This is a genomic window from uncultured Megasphaera sp., assembly GCF_900539295.1.
Taxonomy (GTDB): Bacteria; Bacillota; Negativicutes; order Veillonellales; family Megasphaeraceae; genus Megasphaera.
The window spans coordinates 1-18,507 of record NZ_UQBH01000028.1 but is presented as its reverse complement, the minus strand read 5'-3'; the positions used below and the strand labels follow the sequence as shown (position 1 = coordinate 18,507).

17 protein-coding genes, 2 tRNA genes and 1 riboswitch are annotated in these 18,507 nt (G+C 52.6%); of the genes, 2 read left to right on the top strand and 17 right to left on the bottom strand.

Translation table 11 applies throughout. The features are described from left to right. Positions 1 to 5 precede the first annotated feature (5 nt). The 12 genes from QZQ46_RS08885 to QZQ46_RS08830 form a co-directional block, all read right to left on the bottom strand. On the bottom strand, positions 6 to 413 hold the full coding sequence (locus QZQ46_RS08885; RefSeq protein WP_044504352.1) for a YlqD family protein: 408 nt from the start codon (positions 411 to 413) through the stop codon (positions 6 to 8). Between the two features lie 8 nt (positions 414 to 421). Continuing rightward, complete coding sequence (locus QZQ46_RS08880) at positions 422 to 649, bottom strand: KH domain-containing protein (RefSeq protein ID WP_044504353.1); 228 nt, start codon at positions 647 to 649, stop codon at positions 422 to 424. Positions 650 to 664: 15 nt separating this feature from the next. Next, a complete protein-coding gene (gene rpsP, locus QZQ46_RS08875) occupies positions 665 to 934 on the bottom strand; it encodes a 30S ribosomal protein S16 (protein ID WP_044504354.1) in 270 nt (89 codons plus the stop codon). Positions 935 to 990: 56 nt separating this feature from the next. Then, the gene (gene ffh, locus QZQ46_RS08870) at positions 991 to 2,343 is read right to left on the bottom strand and encodes a signal recognition particle protein (protein WP_292283392.1); all 1,353 of its coding nucleotides are present in this window, start codon (positions 2,341 to 2,343) and stop codon (positions 991 to 993) included. A 13-nt stretch (positions 2,344 to 2,356) separates the two neighbouring features. Further along, complete coding sequence (ylxM, locus tag QZQ46_RS08865; protein ID WP_296816845.1) at positions 2,357 to 2,686, bottom strand: YlxM family DNA-binding protein; 330 nt, start codon at positions 2,684 to 2,686, stop codon at positions 2,357 to 2,359. Between the two features lie 205 nt (positions 2,687 to 2,891). Further along, the gene (locus QZQ46_RS08860) at positions 2,892 to 4,745 is read right to left on the bottom strand and encodes a molybdopterin-dependent oxidoreductase (protein ID WP_308566101.1); all 1,854 of its coding nucleotides are present in this window, start codon (positions 4,743 to 4,745) and stop codon (positions 2,892 to 2,894) included. Between the two features lie 214 nt (positions 4,746 to 4,959). Continuing rightward, positions 4,960 to 6,135, bottom strand: a complete 1,176-nt coding sequence (locus QZQ46_RS08855; RefSeq protein ID WP_296828976.1) for a phosphoribosylaminoimidazolecarboxamide formyltransferase — start codon at positions 6,133 to 6,135, stop codon at positions 4,960 to 4,962. A gap of 50 nt (positions 6,136 to 6,185) precedes the next feature. Next, a riboswitch (ZMP/ZTP riboswitch) is annotated at positions 6,186 to 6,263 on the bottom strand. 76 nt (positions 6,264 to 6,339) lie between these two features. Beyond that, a complete protein-coding gene (locus QZQ46_RS08850) occupies positions 6,340 to 7,191 on the bottom strand; it encodes an Asp23/Gls24 family envelope stress response protein (RefSeq protein ID WP_296828975.1) in 852 nt (283 codons plus the stop codon). Between the two features lie 18 nt (positions 7,192 to 7,209). Then, positions 7,210 to 8,013, bottom strand: a complete 804-nt coding sequence (locus tag QZQ46_RS08845) for a PHP domain-containing protein (RefSeq protein ID WP_296828974.1) — start codon at positions 8,011 to 8,013, stop codon at positions 7,210 to 7,212. Beyond that, positions 8,010 to 9,461 carry a leucyl aminopeptidase gene (locus QZQ46_RS08840; protein ID WP_296828973.1) on the bottom strand — a complete coding sequence of 484 codons (1,452 nt, stop codon included), beginning with the start codon at positions 9,459 to 9,461 and terminating at the stop codon, positions 8,010 to 8,012. Before QZQ46_RS08840 ends, QZQ46_RS08845 begins: the two co-directional genes overlap by 4 nt. A 232-nt stretch (positions 9,462 to 9,693) precedes the next feature. Further along, on the bottom strand, positions 9,694 to 10,896 hold the full coding sequence (locus tag QZQ46_RS08835) for a hypothetical protein (protein ID WP_296828972.1): 1,203 nt from the start codon (positions 10,894 to 10,896) through the stop codon (positions 9,694 to 9,696). A 61-nt stretch (positions 10,897 to 10,957) separates the two neighbouring features. Beyond that, positions 10,958 to 11,587 (bottom strand): hypothetical protein, encoded by a 630-nt coding sequence (locus QZQ46_RS08830; protein WP_296828971.1) that lies wholly within the window; start codon positions 11,585 to 11,587, stop codon positions 10,958 to 10,960. A gap of 377 nt (positions 11,588 to 11,964) precedes the next feature. Between QZQ46_RS08830 and QZQ46_RS08825 the strand changes: the two genes are divergently transcribed. Beyond that, positions 11,965 to 12,040 (top strand) — tRNA-Lys (locus tag QZQ46_RS08825). Between the two features lie 945 nt (positions 12,041 to 12,985). Here the strand turns inward: QZQ46_RS08825 and rlmH are convergent. The 5 genes from rlmH to QZQ46_RS08800 form a co-directional block, all read right to left on the bottom strand. Next, positions 12,986 to 13,465 carry a 23S rRNA (pseudouridine(1915)-N(3))-methyltransferase RlmH gene (rlmH, locus tag QZQ46_RS08820; RefSeq protein ID WP_225069907.1) on the bottom strand — a complete coding sequence of 160 codons (480 nt, stop codon included), beginning with the start codon at positions 13,463 to 13,465 and terminating at the stop codon, positions 12,986 to 12,988. Then, positions 13,465 to 14,598 carry a S1C family serine protease gene (locus tag QZQ46_RS08815; protein ID WP_296828999.1) on the bottom strand — a complete coding sequence of 378 codons (1,134 nt, stop codon included), beginning with the start codon at positions 14,596 to 14,598 and terminating at the stop codon, positions 13,465 to 13,467. Before QZQ46_RS08815 ends, rlmH begins: the two co-directional genes overlap by 1 nt. Then, the gene (locus QZQ46_RS08810; RefSeq protein ID WP_292283384.1) at positions 14,598 to 15,533 is read right to left on the bottom strand and encodes an MBL fold metallo-hydrolase; all 936 of its coding nucleotides are present in this window, start codon (positions 15,531 to 15,533) and stop codon (positions 14,598 to 14,600) included. Before QZQ46_RS08810 ends, QZQ46_RS08815 begins: the two co-directional genes overlap by 1 nt. Before the next feature lie 67 nt (positions 15,534 to 15,600). After that, positions 15,601 to 15,677: transfer RNA gene (locus QZQ46_RS08805), tRNA-Ile, on the bottom strand. A 126-nt stretch (positions 15,678 to 15,803) separates the two neighbouring features. Continuing rightward, a complete protein-coding gene (locus tag QZQ46_RS08800) occupies positions 15,804 to 16,991 on the bottom strand; it encodes a pyridoxal phosphate-dependent aminotransferase (protein WP_296828970.1) in 1,188 nt (395 codons plus the stop codon). Between the two features lie 107 nt (positions 16,992 to 17,098). On the opposite strand from QZQ46_RS08800, the gene QZQ46_RS08795 reads away from it, so the two are divergent. After that, positions 17,099 to 18,277 carry an MFS transporter gene (locus tag QZQ46_RS08795; protein ID WP_296828969.1) on the top strand — a complete coding sequence of 393 codons (1,179 nt, stop codon included), beginning with the start codon at positions 17,099 to 17,101 and terminating at the stop codon, positions 18,275 to 18,277. Positions 18,278 to 18,507 lie beyond the last annotated feature (230 nt).

Here is an 18,507-nt window from a genome sequence, read left to right as displayed (position 1 = left end):
GTATTCTATTGGCGGATAGAAATGATCTTGCCGTCTTCAAGCAAGATTTCAGTTCCCATCAATTTTTCCAAATCATCGCCGACATTGACAACGACAGTCTGTTCGAGTGTACCTTGTCTGATTTCGGAATCGATTGTAAGGTGTTCTGCTTCTTCGCGGTCGTGCTGAGCTTTAGCTCGAGCCGAGACGAGACGCTGTTTCTGTTCTTCTACTTGCGCACGCAGGGAAATAAGTCCCTGGGCATCGATTTTGGCCTGTTCGGTCATCATGCGTTTAGCCTGGAATTCCAGGTTCTGCATTTCCCGATCGATATCACTCAGGGCCTGATCGGCATTCTTGAGGATACGGTCCTTAAGAGACTGTGTGACTTTTGCCTTAACGGCAACGGGAATGCGCAATGTAATCTGATCCATGGTACCTCCTATACGATATCCACTGATACTTTCTTATTCGCCTTCACTGCCGCAGCCTTGACAACAAGGCGCAATGCTTTCGCAATTTTACCTTGCTTGCCAATGACTTTGCCCATATCTTCGGGTGCGACATGAAGCTGATAGACTTCGAGGCCTTTTTTTTGAATCTTGGTAACTGTAACCGCTTCCGGATTCTTTACCAGAGACCGGGCGATACACGCAATCAATTCTTCCATAGTATCCAGCCTCACTTACTTTTTGGATGCTTCAAACTGGGCCATGATGCCAGCTTTCTTGAAGATAGAACGGATCGTATCTGTCGGCTGTGCGCCTTTACCGAGCCAAGCTACTGCAGCTTCTGCATCGACGGTCAGACGAGTATCCATGTCTTTGGACGGATCGTACATGCCGAGGGTTGCAACGGGACGACCGTTGTTACGAGCATTGCGGGAATCAGCAACGACGACGCGGTAGATCGGTTTCTTTTTAGCACCTAAACGGGCCAAACGAATTTTAATCATTGAAAATCACCTCCTTGTCAGAATATCCTATTTCCACGATAAGTCGGGAAATCCATTTAAAAAGGCAGACGCGGCATAAAACCCCGTCGTTTACTCTTTTGTGCTTTCTTAGCCTGCTTCATCATCTTCTGCATTTCTGTGAACTGCTTGATGAGGCGGTTGACGTCTTGGACGCGGGTACCGCTGCCTTTGGCAATGCGGCGTTTGCGGCTGTCCTTGATCAGCATTTTAGGGTTGGCACTCGACCGTTCCTGAGCCGTCATAGATGTGATGATGGCTTCGATTCGCTTGAATTCCTTGCCGTCCATGTCGACCTTGTCGAGTTCTTTCTTGTACTTCCCGATGCCGGGAATGAGGCTCAAGATGCTGCCCATGTTGCCCATCTTCTTAATCATTTGAAGCTGGGAGAGGAAATCATCGAAGGTAAAAGACCCGCTCTTCATGGTCTTCTTCATGTTTTCCATGGACTCTTCGTCAAAAGCAGCCTGGGCTTTTTCGATGATCGTTTCGACGTCGCCTAAGTCGAGGATACGCGACGCGTAACGGTTAGGATGAAATTCTTCGATGCCGTCGAGCTTTTCGCTGACACCGATGAATTTGATGGGTTTGCCCGTGACGGCCTTGATGGACAAGGCGGCCCCGCCGCGGGCATCGCCGTCGAGCTTGGTCATGATCATGCCGTCGATGCCGAGGGCTTTATCGAAGGCCGATGCCGCCGTGACGGCATCCTGACCGGTCATGGCGTCGACGACTAAGAGGATTTCATGAGGATGAACATTTTCTTTAATATGAATCAATTCATCCATCAAGGTTTCGTTGATATGAAGCCGCCCGGCCGTATCGATGATGACGACATCGCGCAGATGGCTGGTCGCATAGGGAATGGCGTGCTGGGCAATGGCAACGGGGTCCTTGCTGCCGTCTTCGGTATAAACGGGCATATCCAGTTCCTGACCGAGGACTTGCAGCTGAGTGATAGCTGCCGGGCGATAGACGTCGGCGGCTACCATGAGCGGGCTCTTGCCTTGGGACTTCAATTTTTTGGCGAGTTTCGCTGCCGTCGTCGTTTTACCGGCACCTTGGAGACCGACGAGCATGATGATCGTCGGCGGCTTCGGCGCAATGGTAATCCGGCTCTGGGTCCCGCCGAGGAGTTCCGTCAATTCATCGCGGACGATTTTGATGACCGTCTGCGACGCATTCAAGCTGCCGAAGACTTCTTCACCGACGGCTTTTTCCTTGACCTTCTTAATGAAGTCCTTGGTAACGGCAAAGTTGACGTCCGCTTCGAGTAAGGCGCGGCGCATCTCTTTCAGGGCTTCACTGACATCCTCTTCAGAAAGCTTCCCTTTGCCGCGAAGCTTTTTAAAGGCCGCCTGGAATCGTTCGGACAGACTTTCAAATGGCATGAGGGGCCTCCTTTTATAAATCTATTTCGTGTAAAAGTTGTTTAGCTCTTTCAATATCGCTGAGCCCCTGACTTTCAAGCAAGCCCTGGACTTCATCGATCTGTTCCCGGACCGCATCGAAGCGGGCCAGCAACTGAAGCCGCTGTTCATAGCTTTCCAGCGACTGGGAAGCGCGCTTGAGCATGTCGTAAGCACCTTGACGGGAAATTTGCAGTTCTTCCCCGATTTCACTCAAGGACAGGTCCATATCGAAATACATTTCCATACAGCGCCGCTGCTTTTCCGTCAATAACGGCCCGTACAGATCGAGGAGCCGCCCCTTGCGGACTACGTCTTCAAGCATGGCTTCACCGCCTTTCAAACAGCGTACTGTGACAGTATACCCGAAAAGGGATGCCCTGTCAAGTATTTTTACTTGTCAGGTCGACGCGGACGTCGTAAAAGGTACTGCCCCGGCCTTCATCGGTCAGGCGCTGACTGGTGAGGACGTTGACCGACGCGCCGCCGTCTTTGACCCGTTCGCGCCACCATACGCCTTCACTGACGACCTAGCCCGGTACGGTGCGGTCACTGATGCAGACGGTAAAATCAGCCTGCCCCCGCTTATTTTTGAGGGTCACGGACTCACCGTCAGCGATGCCGTAGCGGTCGGCGTCTTCAGGGTGGACGAAGAGGTCCATCGTATGGCTGGCCGTCAATTCATCCCGTTCATTAAAGGACGAGTCGAGGATGCGCATGTCGGCGCCGTTGACGAAAGCCAGTTTCCCCTCATCGGGATTGAGGGGTATGTAATCGGGAAGAGCCGGTGTCAGGGCGTCGTTTCGAATTTCTATCTTCCCCGACGGCGTCGCAAAGGCCGTCTGATAATCTTCCGGCATGGGAAGGGGCGTCGGCCGGCCCGATGCCAGCAGTTCCCGGTCAACGGGAAGGGGCCATGTTACCGTCGAGGCTATGAGCTGATTGACGAGGTCCCGTTCGGACTGGTCGTAAAAGGGATCGGTAATGCCGAGAGCCTTGGCCAGGTCACAGGCAACGTGCCAATTAGATCGACTTTCGCCGAGGGGTTCGATGACGGCATAGCCGCACTGAATCGTGTAGTTGCCGTAAGAATAGTAAGCGTCGTCGTGTTCCAAGGACGTCGTCGCCGGCAGGACGATGTCGGCGTAGCGTGCCGTATCGGTCATGAAGCGTTCGTGGACGACAGTGAACAGGTCGTCCCGAGAAAGGCCGGCGAGGACCTTATTTTGATCCGGCGCCGTACAGGCCGGGTTCGATGAATAGACGAAAAGGCTCTGGATGCTGTCGTCTTCCGTAAGGGCCTGGCCGATGCAGCACATGTTGACCAGTCGTGTTCCCTTCTTCTTCCAATCGGATCGAGTGACGATATCCTTATGATAGGCCTTAGACGCGCCGGCTGAGGTCAAGATACCGCCGCCCTTCTTTCCCCAGGCACCGACGACGGCCGGAAGGCAGGTGATGAGCCGCGTCGTCATGGCGCCGTTTCGGTAGCGGGACTGGCCGCTTCCCAGGCGAATAAAGGGTGCCCGCGCCTTGCCGTAGGCCTGAGCCAATGCTTCGACGACAGCTGCCGGGACGCCAGTAATGTTTTCCGTTTCTTCCGGTGTATAGCGAGGAATGACTTTTTCTTTCAGTTCATCCCAGCCCAGCACTTTTGCGGACAGAAAGGCTTCGTCGGTCAAGCCATCGCGGACTAGGACGTTCATCATGCCGAGCGCCAGTGCCCCGTCGGTACCGGGACGGATGGCGACAAAGTGATCGGCAAGGTCTGCCGTCTTGGTACGATACGTATCGATGCACCAAACAGCGGCTCCCTTTTCCCGGGCAGCATCCACATCGTGTTTGAAATGGATATTGGTGGCCATCATGTGAATGCTCCACAAGAAGATACAGTCACTGTTTTGTGCTTCCTGGGGTGCCGTCGGCAAGGTGCCTCCCATGACGTCCTTAAAGCCCTGCCCTTTGGCCGGAGCGCAGATCGTCCTGTCAAGTTCCGACGCACCTAGCCGATAAAACAAGCCATGCAAGGCGTCGTGTTGGACGATGCCCATGGTGCCGGCATAGGAGTACGGCAAGATGGCCTCCGGTCCCTTTTCGGCGATAATTTTCTTCCACGAAGCTGCGATTTCCGCCAAGGCCTGGTCCCAGGAGATGGGCTCAAATTCACCGCTCCCCTTCGGTCCCGTCCGCTTGAGTGGCGTCTTCAGCCGCCGCGGCGAATAGACCGTCCGTTCATAATGGGCCATCTTGGGGCACATGGTCCCTCGCGTAAAAGGATGGTTCTCGTCGCCCTTTACCGAGACGACGCGCCCGTCATCGACGGTGACGACGAGGCCGCAGGCATCGGGGCAGTCATAGGGACAGACCGATGTATATTGTGTCATAGAATTCCCTCCTTATTTATCTATATAATATATGTTCATTATATCGCCACCGAGGGACCTTGGCAAAATTATCTAAAAAAATACGATTTCCCCTTATTCATCCCCAAAAGATCATGTGACATACCACAAAGGCCCACGGTGACGACGTGAAGTCTCACCATGGGCCCAAGGGTTACAAGCACACGATCTTACACTGGCTGCAAGGGTATTCGGTTTAATGATGGAAGAGGCGCAGGCCGGTCATAGCCATGGCAATCCCATATTTATCGCACGTTTCGATGACATTGTCGTCGCGGATCGAACCGCCGGCCTGGGCGATGTAATCGACGCCGCTGCGATGAGCTCGTTCGATGTTGTCGCCAAAGGGGAAGAAAGCGTCGCTGCCGAGGGCTACGCCGTGGAGCTGAGCAATCCAGGCTTTCTTTTCTTCCCGCGTAAGGGGCTGCGGTTTTTCCGTAAAGAGATCCTGCCAGATACCGTCGGCCAAGACGTCTTCGTAATCGTCGGAGATGTAGACGTCGATGGCGTTGTCGCGGTTCGGACGGCGGACGTCGTCGCGGAAGGGCAAGTTCAAGACTTTCGGGTTCTGACGGAGCCACCAGACATCGGCCTTATTGCCGGCCAAACGGGTGCAGTGGACGCGAGACTGCTGCCCGGCACCGACGCCAATGGTCATGCCGTCTTTTACGTAGCAGACGGAGTTGGACTGGGTGTATTTCAAGGTAATGAGGGCGATGATGAGGTCCCGCTGAGCCGCTTCCGGAATGGCCTTGTTCTGCGTCGGAATGTTCTGCAGCAGATCGGCCGTAATCTTAGCTTCGTTTCGGTCCTGTTCAAAGGTGACGCCGTAGACTTCTTTCGATTCGACGAGGTTCGGCTTATAGTCGGCATCGATCTGAAGGACGCAGTAATTGCCCTTCTTTTTGGTCTTTAAAATGGCCAGGGCTTCGTCGCTGTAGCCGGGAGCAATGACGCCGTCCGATACTTCGCGCTTTAAGAGGGTTGCCGTTTCGACGTCGCAGACGTCGGAGAGGGCGACGAAATCGCCGTAAGAACTCATCCGGTCGGCACCGCGGGCGCAGGCATAGGCCGAAGCCAAAGGCGACAAGGGAAGATCGTCGACCCAATATATTTTCTTCAGGGTATCACTCATCTCCGTGGCAACGGCGGCGCCGGCCGGGCTGACGTGCTTGAAGGAAGCCGCTGCCGGAAGACCCGTCGCTTCTTTCAATTCCTTGACAAGCTGGTAGCTGTTGAGGGCGTCGAGCAAATTAATATAGCCGGGACGGCCGCAAAGGACCGTAAAAGGAAGGGCGCTGCCATCCTTCATATACACCCGGGACGACGACTGGTTCGGGTTGCAGCCGTATTTTAATTTCAGTTCGTTCATCGTGATTCCTCCTGATAGACCCAAAATAAAAAAATACCGACACTTCTGGAACGTTTCGCCCAGACGGTCGGCTCTTATGAATCATGCTCCCCGTGGTAACTCCACTTCCGTCAGTCACATGCTTCACCTTATTATACCGTCCGCCGATTCAGGCTGTCAAGAAAAAGGAGCCGCCTTACGGCAGCCCCTTTCAGGTGATACCATCTATGATTTCTCTTGTTGTTCCGGAGGCTGCGGCGAAATGTCGCGCACGGTAATCTTGAGGATTTCCACAGCCATGCCCGTCGTATATTCCACTTCGTGCTGGATATCGCGGCGGATACGGCTCATGAGTTTCTTTATATTTTCTCCGTAGGCAATGGTCAGGGACAAGATAATGGCCAGACCGTTGCGCGTCGAGTTATAGTTGATGGCCACCTTCAAGCGGTTGATCTTGGTCACGCCTTCACTTTGGCTGAGGGCATGGCGGACCAGGCTTTCGAGAACATCGTTGGAAAAAGTCAGTTTCCCGTAATAACTGAAGATGGGGCGAACGACGGACCGCTCAAAGGGCGACAGCTTCTTGCCGTTGTTGTCGTAAAAGAAAGAACGGATCGAATCCAGCAGATAGCCGCGAAAATGGGGTTTCAGCTCCATCGTCGGCACGGGGATGATATGCTTGCCCTCTTTGATGCGGATATTTTGAGCCTTTTCAATTTCCTCCGAGCACGACACGTCTTCAATGCGGATGAACCGCGACGGTTCCGGAAGATTGAGGGCCTCGCAGATGCGGTGGATCATGTGCCGCGACGTTCCCAAGATGAGTAGTTTTTCCGGTGCCGCTTTTGCTAAGGCCGCCTTCATGACTGCGGCGTCATCGGGGTTATTGAAGACGGCACGGCGCACGGCCTTGAGGCGATTCGTTTCATCCTTGGCCGACCGGCCGGCGACGATGCGGTTGTGATCGATGAGGAGCCCGTCGTCGATGATGGTCTGAATATCATGATCGTAGGCAACGACCAAGGCGTGATGGCTCTTGCCGGTCCCGCTGGCGCCAATAAAACCGAAAACTTCCATCAGTGTCACCTGCCTTTATTAGGGTACGTGAGACAACAAAGCCTGTACCTTTTCAGCATTGACCGTAAAGATTCCCAGGCTTTCCGGAAAACGGCCGACGGTCCCGTGAAAATCGGAGCCGCCGCTGATATACCAATTGCGCTTCTTGGCTAATTCCAAAAACTCGTCGAAACGGCCGCGATTCTTCGGATGGTACACTTCGACGCCGTCGAAATCGTGGGTCAGGACTTCATCCAAGGTCCGCTTCAAGAGGCCCGGATGGGCTAAGACGGCCAGTCCCCCGACCTTGCGGATGAGGGCTACGCATTCATCGATGGTCCGCCGCGTATACGGCACGTAAAGGGGGCCGCCGTGATAGAGGACCTTGTCGAAGACGGTCTTTACATCGGGGAAATAGCCTTTTTCGACGAGCATGCGGGCGATGTGCGGCCGGCCGACGGTACCGCCCTTATGAACCATGTCTTCGACGACCTTGCGGTCGATTTCGTAGCCGTGTTTCAGGCAGCGGTCGACGATTTCCATGGCCCGGTCAAAGCGCCGCTGCTTAAATTCGCGGCAGTATTCCTGCATGGCTTCATCATCGGGATTGATCCCGTAGCCTAAAATATGGACATCTTCGCCGTCACATTCCGAGCTTATTTCAATGGCCCGAATGATGCGGACGCCCGGATTCAGCTCATGACTGCCGTCGTAAGCCGCCACCGTATCGTGGTCCGAAATGGCAATGACGTCGAGCCCGGCATCGACGGCCATCTTGGTCAGCTGCTCCGGCGTATAGACGCCGTCCGAGCAGGTTGTATGCATATGGAGATCGACTATCACTGTACACCTCCCTGCAGTAAGTGCAGAATCGATTTAATGCCGACGCCGGTAGCGCCGATAAATCCCGTTTCATCGGCCTTTTCCCGGAAAGCAGGACCGGCGATGTCGAGGTGGATCCACGGCGTCCCGTCCTTTACGAACTGCTTCAGGAAGAGACCGGCCGTAATCGCACCGGCTTCCGGGCCGCCGACGTTCTTCATGTCGGCTACGCTGCTTTTCAGAAGGCTTTCATATTCTTCATCGGCCGGGAGCTGCCAAATCTTTTCATGGGCTTCCGTCGCCACTTTAAAGAAGCGGTTCATCCACTCCTGATCATTGCCGACCATGCCCGTCCGCACCGAGCCCAAAGCAGTCACGCAGGCCCCGGTGAGGGTCGCCAGGTCGATGAGGCGCGTCGCCCCTTTTTCCTGAGCATAGGTCAGGGCATCGGCCAAAATGAGCCGTCCTTCGGCATCGGTATTCTTGACTTCGACGGTTTTTCCATTGTACATGGTCAAAATGTCGTCGACGTGATAAGCCATGCCGGAAGGAATATTTTCAACCAGCGGCAAAACGGCCAGTACATTGACCGGATAGCGCAGGAGCATGAGGGCCCGAATGACGCCGACGGCAGCTGCCGCCCCGGCCATATCGTCCTTCATGAATTCCAGCCCCTTGTGGCTCTTTAAGGACAAGCCGCCGCTGTCATAGGTGACGCCCTTTCCGACGATGCCCAGGACTTCCCGGCTGTTGGGGTCGCCCTGGTAGGCAATGGACACCATCTGAGGCGGGTTCATACTGCCCTTGCCGACGGCGACGATGCCGCCCATATGGCGTTTTTCCAAGGCCCACTTATTGAGCGATTCAATAAGGATGTGATCGCCCTTCAGCGTGTCGGCCACGATATCGGCAAACTTTCTCGGCGTCAAATCGTTGGACGGCATATTGATCAAGTCGCGGGCTTCATAGACGCCCTCATAAATCGACGTGTACATATAGCACATGGAATTAAATTCCTGAGGCCTCATGCTGTGCGACAAAATATTGATGCTGCCGACGGTCCGACTATGTTTATCACTCTTGTAATGGGTAAATTCATAGTTCCGGTACAACAATCCGTCGAGGAGAGATGCCATATCCATCTCCAGGGTATCGGCCATGATGGCCAGCTCGCGGACGCCTTCCTTCATGGCAGCCGCCATCAGCCGCTGAGCCATGCGAAAATCCTCATACGTCGAATAGCGGACAGGCTTTCCGTCGAGACCGATGAGGAAATAAGTCTTGGCCGCCCCGTCCGACAGGCAGTGAAATACGTGGAGAGACGTATGCTGTAAAAGTTCCGGGTGTTGCTCCGTATAGGCCCGAATCAGGGCGGCGTCATCTTGTGGCAGCTGACGCAGGGTCAACAGCCTCTTATCGAGGCCGACGGCCAGCGTATTCATGCCGCCTTTGCCATTATAAGTAATCATGCACATCGCTCACTTTCACACTACTCTAAGTCACCATATATTAAAGAATTAATCATAATGATATTATTAGCCACTATTATTATACAATCGCCCTATTGACAAAATCAAGAATTCGTAAAAACAATAAAAATTAAGTACATTGCTCGGTCAGAATCATAACGTCGACGATTCCTGCAATGTACTTAAAATATTTTTTCCTATTAAATTCAGGCCTTCCCTGACTCTTCAAGAATTACTCCTGTGCCAGGAGCCTCTCTTCCAAAATGCTGCGCCACCGCGGCTTCTTTGTATAACGATGAAGGACGCGTTCATTATTCCTGGCATAGCGGGCTAAGGACCGGTAGGCCGCATACTTTTTGGCACCGTGACGATTGGCAAGGCGCAGGCCGACAGACGTCACCGGAATAAGCCACCACGTATGGGTAAAAGCGCCGACGGTCACGCCCAATACATGACAGACGTAAGAAAGGAGAGAGCGGCGGCCAAATTCTTTTCCCTTCTTGTACTCAGACAGATCTTTCTGTTTGGCCACCGAATAGGCGATGATGGCATAGGGTATGATGGACGGCAGGAAACCTTCATGACTGACATCGGCGCCGACCACGACCGTATCCTGAACGTACCGGGTCAATTCATCATTGGATATCCCGCTGTTAATGACGTGTTCGGCCATGTCGCCCATGGTCACTTCGCTGTATACCTCCTCCGTCGAGACGATATCGATGTAAGGGTAACGCTCCAGCGCATGACCGATGTATTCAGCAGACTCCGTCGCCTTCAGCTGCAGCACCTCATCGACGTTGCCGTCGGCGTCGCGAATGGCAATATCCCAGCCGGGTTCGGTCGCTGACTGCGCCATTTCCGCATGGTAACCCGCCGGTAGTCTCCCGTCATTGAGGTAATCCGTGTACTTGATTTCAAAGAGCTTGCCCTTGACGCCGCTGATAAAGCCGTCCAGCTGGTCTTCATCGAGATCGTTCACGGCCTCCTTAAAATCCATGGCAGCCGCCTTTTGCGGATACGCCATTTCATAGGCCTGCTGCACATCGGAAGGCACATGCCGGCCCATGAGGCGGCTCAAGATACTGCCCATGGCCAGGCCCAGCGAATCGAGGAACAGGTTTTTTCGCGTTTCAACCGATAATTCAGCCGCTGCCAACGCCTCCCGCACCTTAGCATAAGCCGCGGCCTGCTGCTCGATGCCCGTCAGCAAGGCGTCAAAATCTTTCTGACGATAAAAGACGCCGCGGGTATTTTTGAATAAATCCACTCCGCTCTGCGCCGCTCCTACCGATACGCCGGCCACGGTCTTCGCAGCCTTCTCGGCCATTTCCATCTTCTTGCCCTTACTCCAGCCCTTCACCATATGCCGCTCCGTTTCCCGGTTAAACGGGCCTGAAAAACCTCGTTCAACCGACAGTTTTTTTACGAACACACGCCCTGTTCCGGTATACAAGACAGACAATCCATCAGCTATGCCATATAATTTTTCTTATCTATTCAGCTTTATCGGCCGCCATGACCAGCTTTTTAACGACATCAAAAATATCGGAGATCCATCGTTTCATTTCTGCCGTCGTGCCGTCCTGATCATCCAGCATTTTTTGAAAATCATGAAAAATGAGATCATAGCCGATTTTTCTGCACTCCAGCAGATACTGGCTGTATGAAAGTTTCTCGCTGTTTGATAAGGAGTCTTCCTCCCTTTTTCCCATCAAAAGGTCCCGATACAGCTGCTCATTCTTTTCGTTCAAAGACTGACTTTTTTCATCCATTTGCAGCTTAGACTCACTCCAGCCCCAATCGGCTGCCAAATAGGAACACCGGGCCAATAAGCGGTCTTTGGCCTCGGCCTTATCGTTCAGCATATCCTGATAATCCTGCAGAATCTCGGGGATGCTTAAGGCCGCAAAGCGGCTGCAGACGGCATAACACTTGATGGCCATCGAAATATCCCCTTTCAAGTAAAAGGTAATTCCCATGGCATTGTAGCCTTTCATCGAGCCATAGATATCCTCATCGTGCATGGATATGGCATATAACTTCAAAGCCTCGTCAAAATCTCCGGCACAGAGTTTTTCCGTGGCCTCCTCATATAACTTTAAATTTCTATCTGAACTTTCCATCAGCCTCATCCTTTCATAACTGTATATATCTATAATAATATTGGACATCCATCGAACACGAAGGCCGAGCAATGGCCCTTAGCCCCATGTTTCACGCCGATTCAGATGTCAAAACTTATTTATGAACACGAATCCGATTTTTTATCTTACATTACAACCGATAATTATATATTTCGCTGTAAAATCGAATTATCCTGCCAACTGCGAGGTCCTTCTCAGAAATCTTTAATAACCGCCCTATTGTAGAAGGCCTCGACGTATTTATCACGGATTTCGGCCTCTTTGGAAAAATTCACGAAAAAAAAGCTTGCATTTATTTTACATTTGGTGTATTATAACAAATGTGCTCACAAGGTCAGCACACCAACAACAAACATGGACCATTAGCTCAGCTGGCAGAGCACCTGACTCTTAATCAGGGTGTCCAGGGTTCGATCCCCTGATGGTCCACCATAAGAAAAAGCGGATAGCCATCGCATTTGTGCGGTGGCTATTTTTTGTTTGCCCCCCAAAAGTCAGGTGCTTTTGACCCCTTTTTGACCCCCTGAATAAAAATCATCTCCCAATGCATGGCCATTTAACACGTAAAACTACCAGGACACTAGTTCCTTATATTACAATGACTATATAATAAAAGAATCCCGCCAAGCCAGTTACCTGACCTGACGGGATTTTTTCTATTTCACGTAATCATTAGGTGTACAGGGCTTCTACGGCGCGCTGTAGAACTTAAGGATTCAGTTGTAAAATACTATTTTATAACTGAATAAGATAGCAATAATTATAAAATTATAATTTACATGATTGGAACCATTTTAGCTGTCAGCGTTTGCAAAAAAAGCGGTGCAGGAAACTATATGGTCTATTTTACCGGAGAATGGCAGAGCCCCCCCCGAATACTTTTCAAAAATGATTATGTCAAGTACGCTTACATCTTTACACTAAAACTTGTTCGATATTCTTTCCATCTATTGACAACTCACTCACCCTATCTTATACTGCAATCAGCTTGAAAACCATATTATATATGGTTTTAGATGGGACGTGTTACGACATGTCCCTTATTTTTTATCTTTTTCCATATTCAAAGGAAAAAGTGGTTGTTGCAAAAATCGCAACAACCACTCATCATGACGCTATGCCGTAGAAAACGCAGAAGAAAAGCGTTTTATACTATAACTTAGCTGCTATTATTTCTTGATAAGGAAGAAGCTGGTCACTTCCCGTATCTAAAAAGTATTGTAACTTATAAAACAGGCAACCATCGCGTCAGCAGAGGTTGTTTTTTTTGTTTGCCGTCAAAAGGTAGGTCCCTTTGACCCATCTTTTAAAGAAAAATACAAAAAAGCATCCCTCACTACTCAAACGTTAGTGAGGGATGTCTGCTTTCGCAATCTTTTATAGGTGATACGGTTCGTGTCGGGATATTTTGATAGCCCGATAAATTTGTTCGACCAAGATCAGACGTATCATCTGATGGGTCAGGGTTATGCGGCCAAAGGAGATGCATTTGTCGGCTTTTCTTCGGACGACGTCGCTGAGGCCGAAGGGGCCGCCGATGATGAAGGAGATTTCACTGCAGCCGTAAAGGGCCAGTTCCGAAAAGGATTCTGCCAGTTCTTCTGACGATACGAGCTTGCCGCCTACGTCGAGGGCCATGAGATGCGACCCTTCGCGGACGTGGCGCAGCATCTTCTCCCCTTCTTTGTCGAGGACCTGCGCCTTTTGGGCCGGCGACGGATTGTCAGGCATCTTTTCTTCGGGCAGGACGGTCACTGTGACGTCGCCGTAAGGACGGAGGCGCTTCAAGAATTCATCGATGCCTGCCGTAAGGTACTTCTCCTTGATCTTGCCGATGGTAATGAGATGGTACTTCATCAGTTGCCGCTCAAATCGTCGTCAGCCGAATCGGTCTGCGGGCTTTCCTGCAAGACGATGGTGGCTTCACGGTTCATGCCGTTACGCGTGTAGTCGACGGTGACGGAATCACCGACTTTATGCTTATCCATGACGCTCTGGAGGGATGCGAAGTCTTTCACGTCCGTGCCGTCCAACTTAACGATGACGTCACCGTGCTGGAGGCCGGCCTGATCGAGAGGACCACCGGGAACGACGCGGTAGACGTAGATGCCCTGGGCATTGAGCTGCATGCCGAAGCGAGCTGCCATCTGCTGGTCAAGACCGTACAGGCCGAGGTACGGGCGAACGACTTTGCCGTTGGTGATGAGGTCCTGTAAAATCGGACGGGCTGCGTTAATGGGGATCGCAAAGCCCAGGCCTTCGACGCCTTCCTGCGAAATCTTGGCACTGTTGATACCGATGACTTTGCCGTCAGCATCGACTAAGGCGCCGCCGGAGTTGCCGGGATTGATAGCCGCGTCAGTCTGGATGAGCTTCATGCTCTGGCCTTCGGCACCGATAGTACGGTTGAGAGAGCTGATGACGCCGACCGTAACCGTTCCTTGGAATTCAAGGCCCAAGGGGTTGCCGATGGCAATGGCCGGTTCGCCGACCTGAAGGGAATCGCTGTCGCCAAATTCAGCGACCGGCAGGTTTTCCATGTTGATTTTTACGACGGCTAAGTCCGTTCTGGCATCGCGGCCGACGACGGTGCCTTCCGTGCTCTGTCCGTCAGCCAGGGAGACGATGACCGTCTTAGCCGTACCGACGACGTGGTTATTGGTAACGATATAACCGGCTTTATCGAAGATGACGCCGGAGCCGACGCCTTCGCCGACGAGGACTTTACGGTTGAACATGTCGCGGTTATAAACCTTGGTCGTAATGCCGACGACAGCCGGGCTTACTTTCTTAGCCGCCTGAACGACAGCCGTATTGCGGGCATTCGAAATGGATTCCGACTTTTCCGGTTCTTGGAGCTGGTTCGTCGTCCCCTGATAGGTCCCGCTCGGTGAAAAAAAGGTATCGCGAAGCTTAAAGCCCCCAAAGACGCCGCCGGCGATGAGGATTACGGCAACGATGGCCGTAAGGATTCGTTTGTGCTGCATGATTAGTCACTACTCCTTTCCTGAAAGCGGACGCTGCCGTCTTGGCAGGCCAGCCGCAATAAAATATCTTGACCCACGACGCGGCCGGACTGGGCGAGCACCGTCCGCATCGTATGGAGAGCCAGAGATGGGGTGTTGTTCTTCTCACTGCGGTGAGCCAGAAGGACCCGCATGAGGCCTTTCGTCGGAAGGGATGCCAAAAAGGCCGCCGCCGTCTTGTTGGACAGGTGGCCCCAGCGCCCGAGTATCCGCTGCTGAAGGGCATAGGGATAAGGACCGTTCCGGACCATCTCTTCATCGTGATTGGATTCTAAGACCAGGATGTCGGCATAAGCCGCAGCCGCTGCCACATCGGGGCTGACGTAGCCCAAATCCGTCGCCAGGGTAATCTTGGCATCGCCATGACGAAGGCTGTAACCGACGGGACGGGCCGCATCATGGGAGATGGCAAAAGGCGTCACCTCTATATCTTTCAAGGCCACGCGCCGCGTCAGGCGGACGAAGCGATGGTCAAAACCGTCGGTCTTCCGTCCCATAGCCTGCCACGTTTCGGCCGTCGTGTAGATTGGCATATCAGTCCGCTTTAACAGCGTCGCCAATCCTCCCACGTGGTCTGAGTGTTCATGGGTAATAAAAACAGCATCGAGGTCGCCGAGAGCGCAGCCATAACGCTTGAGACCTTTCTCAATACGGCGGCAGCTGATACCGGCATCGATGAGGATATTCGTCTTTCCGCAGCGAATATAAGCCGCATTGCCCTTGCTGCCGCTGGCCAGCATACTGACCAGGCAGTCGCCGGACCGAGCTTCGCCGCCGAGATTGGGGATGGCATCCATTGACGGTTCCGGCACGGTTTTCTTTATCTCACAGCCGGCTTCCCGCCTTGCCTCCTGAATGGACAAGGCCATTTCCTGGAGCTGCCGTTCACATTCAGTCATTAAGTCCCTCCTTCCCATTATTCAAAAAAAACCATCGTTCGGGAATAATTCCAAACGATGGTCTGTGTGGTGGGCCTAGGTGGACTCGAACCACCGACCTCACGCTTATCAGGCGTGCGCTCTAACCAGCTGAGCTATAGGCCCATTTCCTAACGACTTGTTTAGTATACCACAGATACAGAACGTGTCAAGAAAATTATTCCAAATCCTTTACATTTTATTTATACAGTTTCGTAAAACGCCCTTTCCCCTTTAGATAACCAGCCGTCTTCAGCGATACTGGGCCATGAGCTTTTCAAAGGCCGCAAAGGAACGCCGAATCATATCGGGATCGACGCAGTAGGAAATGCGGACGTAGCCCGGGCAGCCGAAGCTGTCAGCCGGCACGATGAGGAGGTTGAGTTTCTTAGCCTTGTCCGAAAAAGCCTTGGCATCCGGTTCCGGCGATTTGACGAAGAGATAAAAGGCACCACTGGGATAGACGCAGTCATAGCCCAGTTCTTTTAAACCATTATATAACAACTTCCGGTTTTGATCATAGACGTCGACGTCGCTGGTCTGGCCCATGCATTTCAAGACGACGTCCTGGAACAGATGGGGTGCGCAGACAAAGCCCATGAAGCGGCCGGCACCGCAGACTGCCGTATAGACCTCTTTAGCAGCCGTAACGCAGTCGGGAACGAGGATGTAGCCAATGCGTTCACCGGGAAGGCTGAGGGATTTGCTGTACGAATAGCAGATAATCGTGTCGCGGTAAAACTTGGGCACGTAGAGAATAGGAAGGCCGTCGTAAATGATTTCACGGTACGGTTCATCGGAAATGAGGTAAATCGGATGGCCGATTTCCTTCGATTTTCGTTCCAGGAGAGCGGCCAGCTTTTCAAACGTTTCAGCCGAATAGACGACACCTGACGGATTGTTGGGCGAATTGATGATGACGGCCCGCGTCTTCGGCGTAATGGCCTGTTCCATGGCATCAAGAGAAATCTGGAAATGCTCCGTATCGGGCGGCAAGATGACCGATTTTGCGCCGGCATTCTGCACGAAAACCGTGTATTCCGGGAAGAAAGGAGCCACCAAGATGACTTCATCAGAAGCGTCTTCGACGATGGCTTTGAGACTGATGACCAAAGAAGCTGCCGCCCCGCAGGTCATATAGAAATTATCGGCCCGTACATCGGCGCCGTAGGTTTTATTCATAAAATCAGCCAAGCCCTGACGGACTGCACCGTCGCCGGCAGCCGCCGTATATCCGTGAATAGCTGCCGATTCGCGTTCACGCAGAATGTCTTCAATGGCCTTGCGGACACAGGCCGGGGCCGGAACGGTCGGGTTGCCGATACTGAAGTCAAAGACATTTTCCTTGCCGACGACAGCCGCCTGTTCCTGACCGTAAGCAAAGAGGTCGCGGATGACCGAAGCTTGGGAACCGAGGGCGTACATTTCTTTCGATGCCATACAAACAACTCCTTTAACAATAAATATATTCTATTATATATCGCCCCCAAAAAGAAAACAATCTTGTGTTATAATAATGAAGACAAAAAAACGAAAGGAAGACCTTCATGAAAAAACTAAGTCCCTATGTCTATCTCTTTGCCATGGGCCATTTTTCCGTCGACTGGGCACAAGGCGCCATTCCGGCCCTCCTGCCCTACTTCATTACGACCTGCAACCTCAGTTACCAGGACGGCGCGACCCTCATTTTTGCCAACATGCTCTTATCCTCCGTGTCGCAGCCGATCTTCGGATATTACTCCGATAAGATTTCAAAACCCTGGTTCGTTCCCTTAGGGCCTATCCTCTGCGGGATCTGCCTGACCCTCCTGGGCTTTACGCAGAATTACTGGCTTATCTTCCTCTTCTCCATGTTCAGCGGCTTCGGTTCCTCCGTCTACCATCCCGAAGCAGCCCGCATGGTCAACAACATCTCCGGCAGCCAAAAAGGCAAGGCCATGGGCTCCTTTTCCGTCGGCGGCAACGCCGGTTTTGCCGTAGGCCCTATCGTCGCCGGTGCCTGCGCCTACGCCTTTGACATCCGGGGGCTGGCCATCTTCGGCGTCGTCAACACCATCCTGGCCCTCATCATCTATCACCGCATGCCCCACATCCTGTCCCTCGTACAGGAATCAAAAAAAGCAGAACAAAAAGCCCATCCCGGCGAAGTCAAAGAAAACGAATGGGGTGCCTTCAGCCGCCTGTCGGTCATCATCTTCGTCCGTTCCATCGGCTTTACACTCTGCAACGCCTTCATCCCCCTCTTTTGGATCAACGTCCTCCACGCCGCCCCGACGACGGGCAGTCTGGCCTTGTCGATTCTCTTCTCCATGGGCGTCGTCATCACCTTCCTCGGCGGCATCCTGGCCGACCGCTTCGGCTTCATCCGCGTCCTGCGCGGGGCCATGCTGCTCATGATTCCGTCCATGTTCTTCCTGGTCAACACCACCAACATCGTCACGGCGACATTGCTGCTCCTGCCCGTCGCCTTCTCCCTCTTTGCGGCCTACAGCCCCATCGTCGTCTTAGGACAGACCTATCTTGGGAAAAACGTCGGCTTTGCCTCCGGCGTCACCCTAGGCCTGACGACGACCATCGGCGGCCTCGTCTCGCCTCTCGTCGGCTGGGGTGCTGACCAGTGGGGCCTTACGACAGCCCTGCAGATCCTCTGGATCGCCGCCGTCATCGGCTCCATCTTCTCCTTCCTCATCCCCATCCCGAAAGCCTGGAAAAATCAACACAGCTAAAAATTCTATAATGCACAAGAATTTTGCATATTTCCCTATCATAAAGAAACGAATCCCCTCAAGTCAGCTTTTGATCTAACCTGAGGGGATTCGTTTTTTCCTTCTCTTTTTTATTCGATTATATTTTCAAGGGATATTTTTTTGACCTGCGGCCAACAACTTGTGAACATGCTCCCCTTTTTGAAGCAGACGTCGTATAATAGAGACAGTACCTATTGTTTAGAAAGCAG

What these genes read in the sequence shown, in the direction of transcription:
- QZQ46_RS08800 (WP_296828970.1), bottom strand. Translation starts at nt 16,991, where the DNA reads ATGGCATCGAAAGAAATGTACGCCCTCGGTTCCCAAGCTTCGGTCATC.
- QZQ46_RS08810 (WP_292283384.1), bottom strand. Translation starts at nt 15,533, where the DNA reads ATGACTGAATGTGAACGGCAGCTCCAGGAAATGGCCTTGTCCATTCAG.
- ylxM (WP_296816845.1), bottom strand. Translation starts at nt 2,686, where the DNA reads ATGCTTGAAGACGTAGTCCGCAAGGGGCGGCTCCTCGATCTGTACGGG.
- QZQ46_RS08850 (WP_296828975.1), bottom strand. Translation starts at nt 7,191, where the DNA reads ATGGAAGTTTTCGGTTTTATTGGCGCCAGCGGGACCGGCAAGAGCCAT.
- QZQ46_RS08880 (WP_044504353.1), bottom strand. Translation starts at nt 649, where the DNA reads ATGGAAGAATTGATTGCGTGTATCGCCCGGTCTCTGGTAAAGAATCCG.
- QZQ46_RS08855 (WP_296828976.1), bottom strand. Translation starts at nt 6,135, where the DNA reads ATGAACGAACTGAAATTAAAATACGGCTGCAACCCGAACCAGTCGTCG.
- QZQ46_RS08840 (WP_296828973.1), bottom strand. Translation starts at nt 9,461, where the DNA reads ATGATTACTTATAATGGCAAAGGCGGCATGAATACGCTGGCCGTCGGC.
- QZQ46_RS08860 (WP_308566101.1), bottom strand. Translation starts at nt 4,745, where the DNA reads ATGACACAATATACATCGGTCTGTCCCTATGACTGCCCCGATGCCTGC.
- rpsP (WP_044504354.1), bottom strand. Translation starts at nt 934, where the DNA reads ATGATTAAAATTCGTTTGGCCCGTTTAGGTGCTAAAAAGAAACCGATC.
- rlmH (WP_225069907.1), bottom strand. Translation starts at nt 13,465, where the DNA reads ATGAAGTACCATCTCATTACCATCGGCAAGATCAAGGAGAAGTACCTT.
- QZQ46_RS08830 (WP_296828971.1), bottom strand. Translation starts at nt 11,587, where the DNA reads ATGGAAAGTTCAGATAGAAATTTAAAGTTATATGAGGAGGCCACGGAA.
- QZQ46_RS08885 (WP_044504352.1), bottom strand. Translation starts at nt 413, where the DNA reads ATGGATCAGATTACATTGCGCATTCCCGTTGCCGTTAAGGCAAAAGTC.
- ffh (WP_292283392.1), bottom strand. Translation starts at nt 2,343, where the DNA reads ATGCCATTTGAAAGTCTGTCCGAACGATTCCAGGCGGCCTTTAAAAAG.
- QZQ46_RS08795 (WP_296828969.1), top strand. Translation starts at nt 17,099, where the DNA reads ATGAAAAAACTAAGTCCCTATGTCTATCTCTTTGCCATGGGCCATTTT.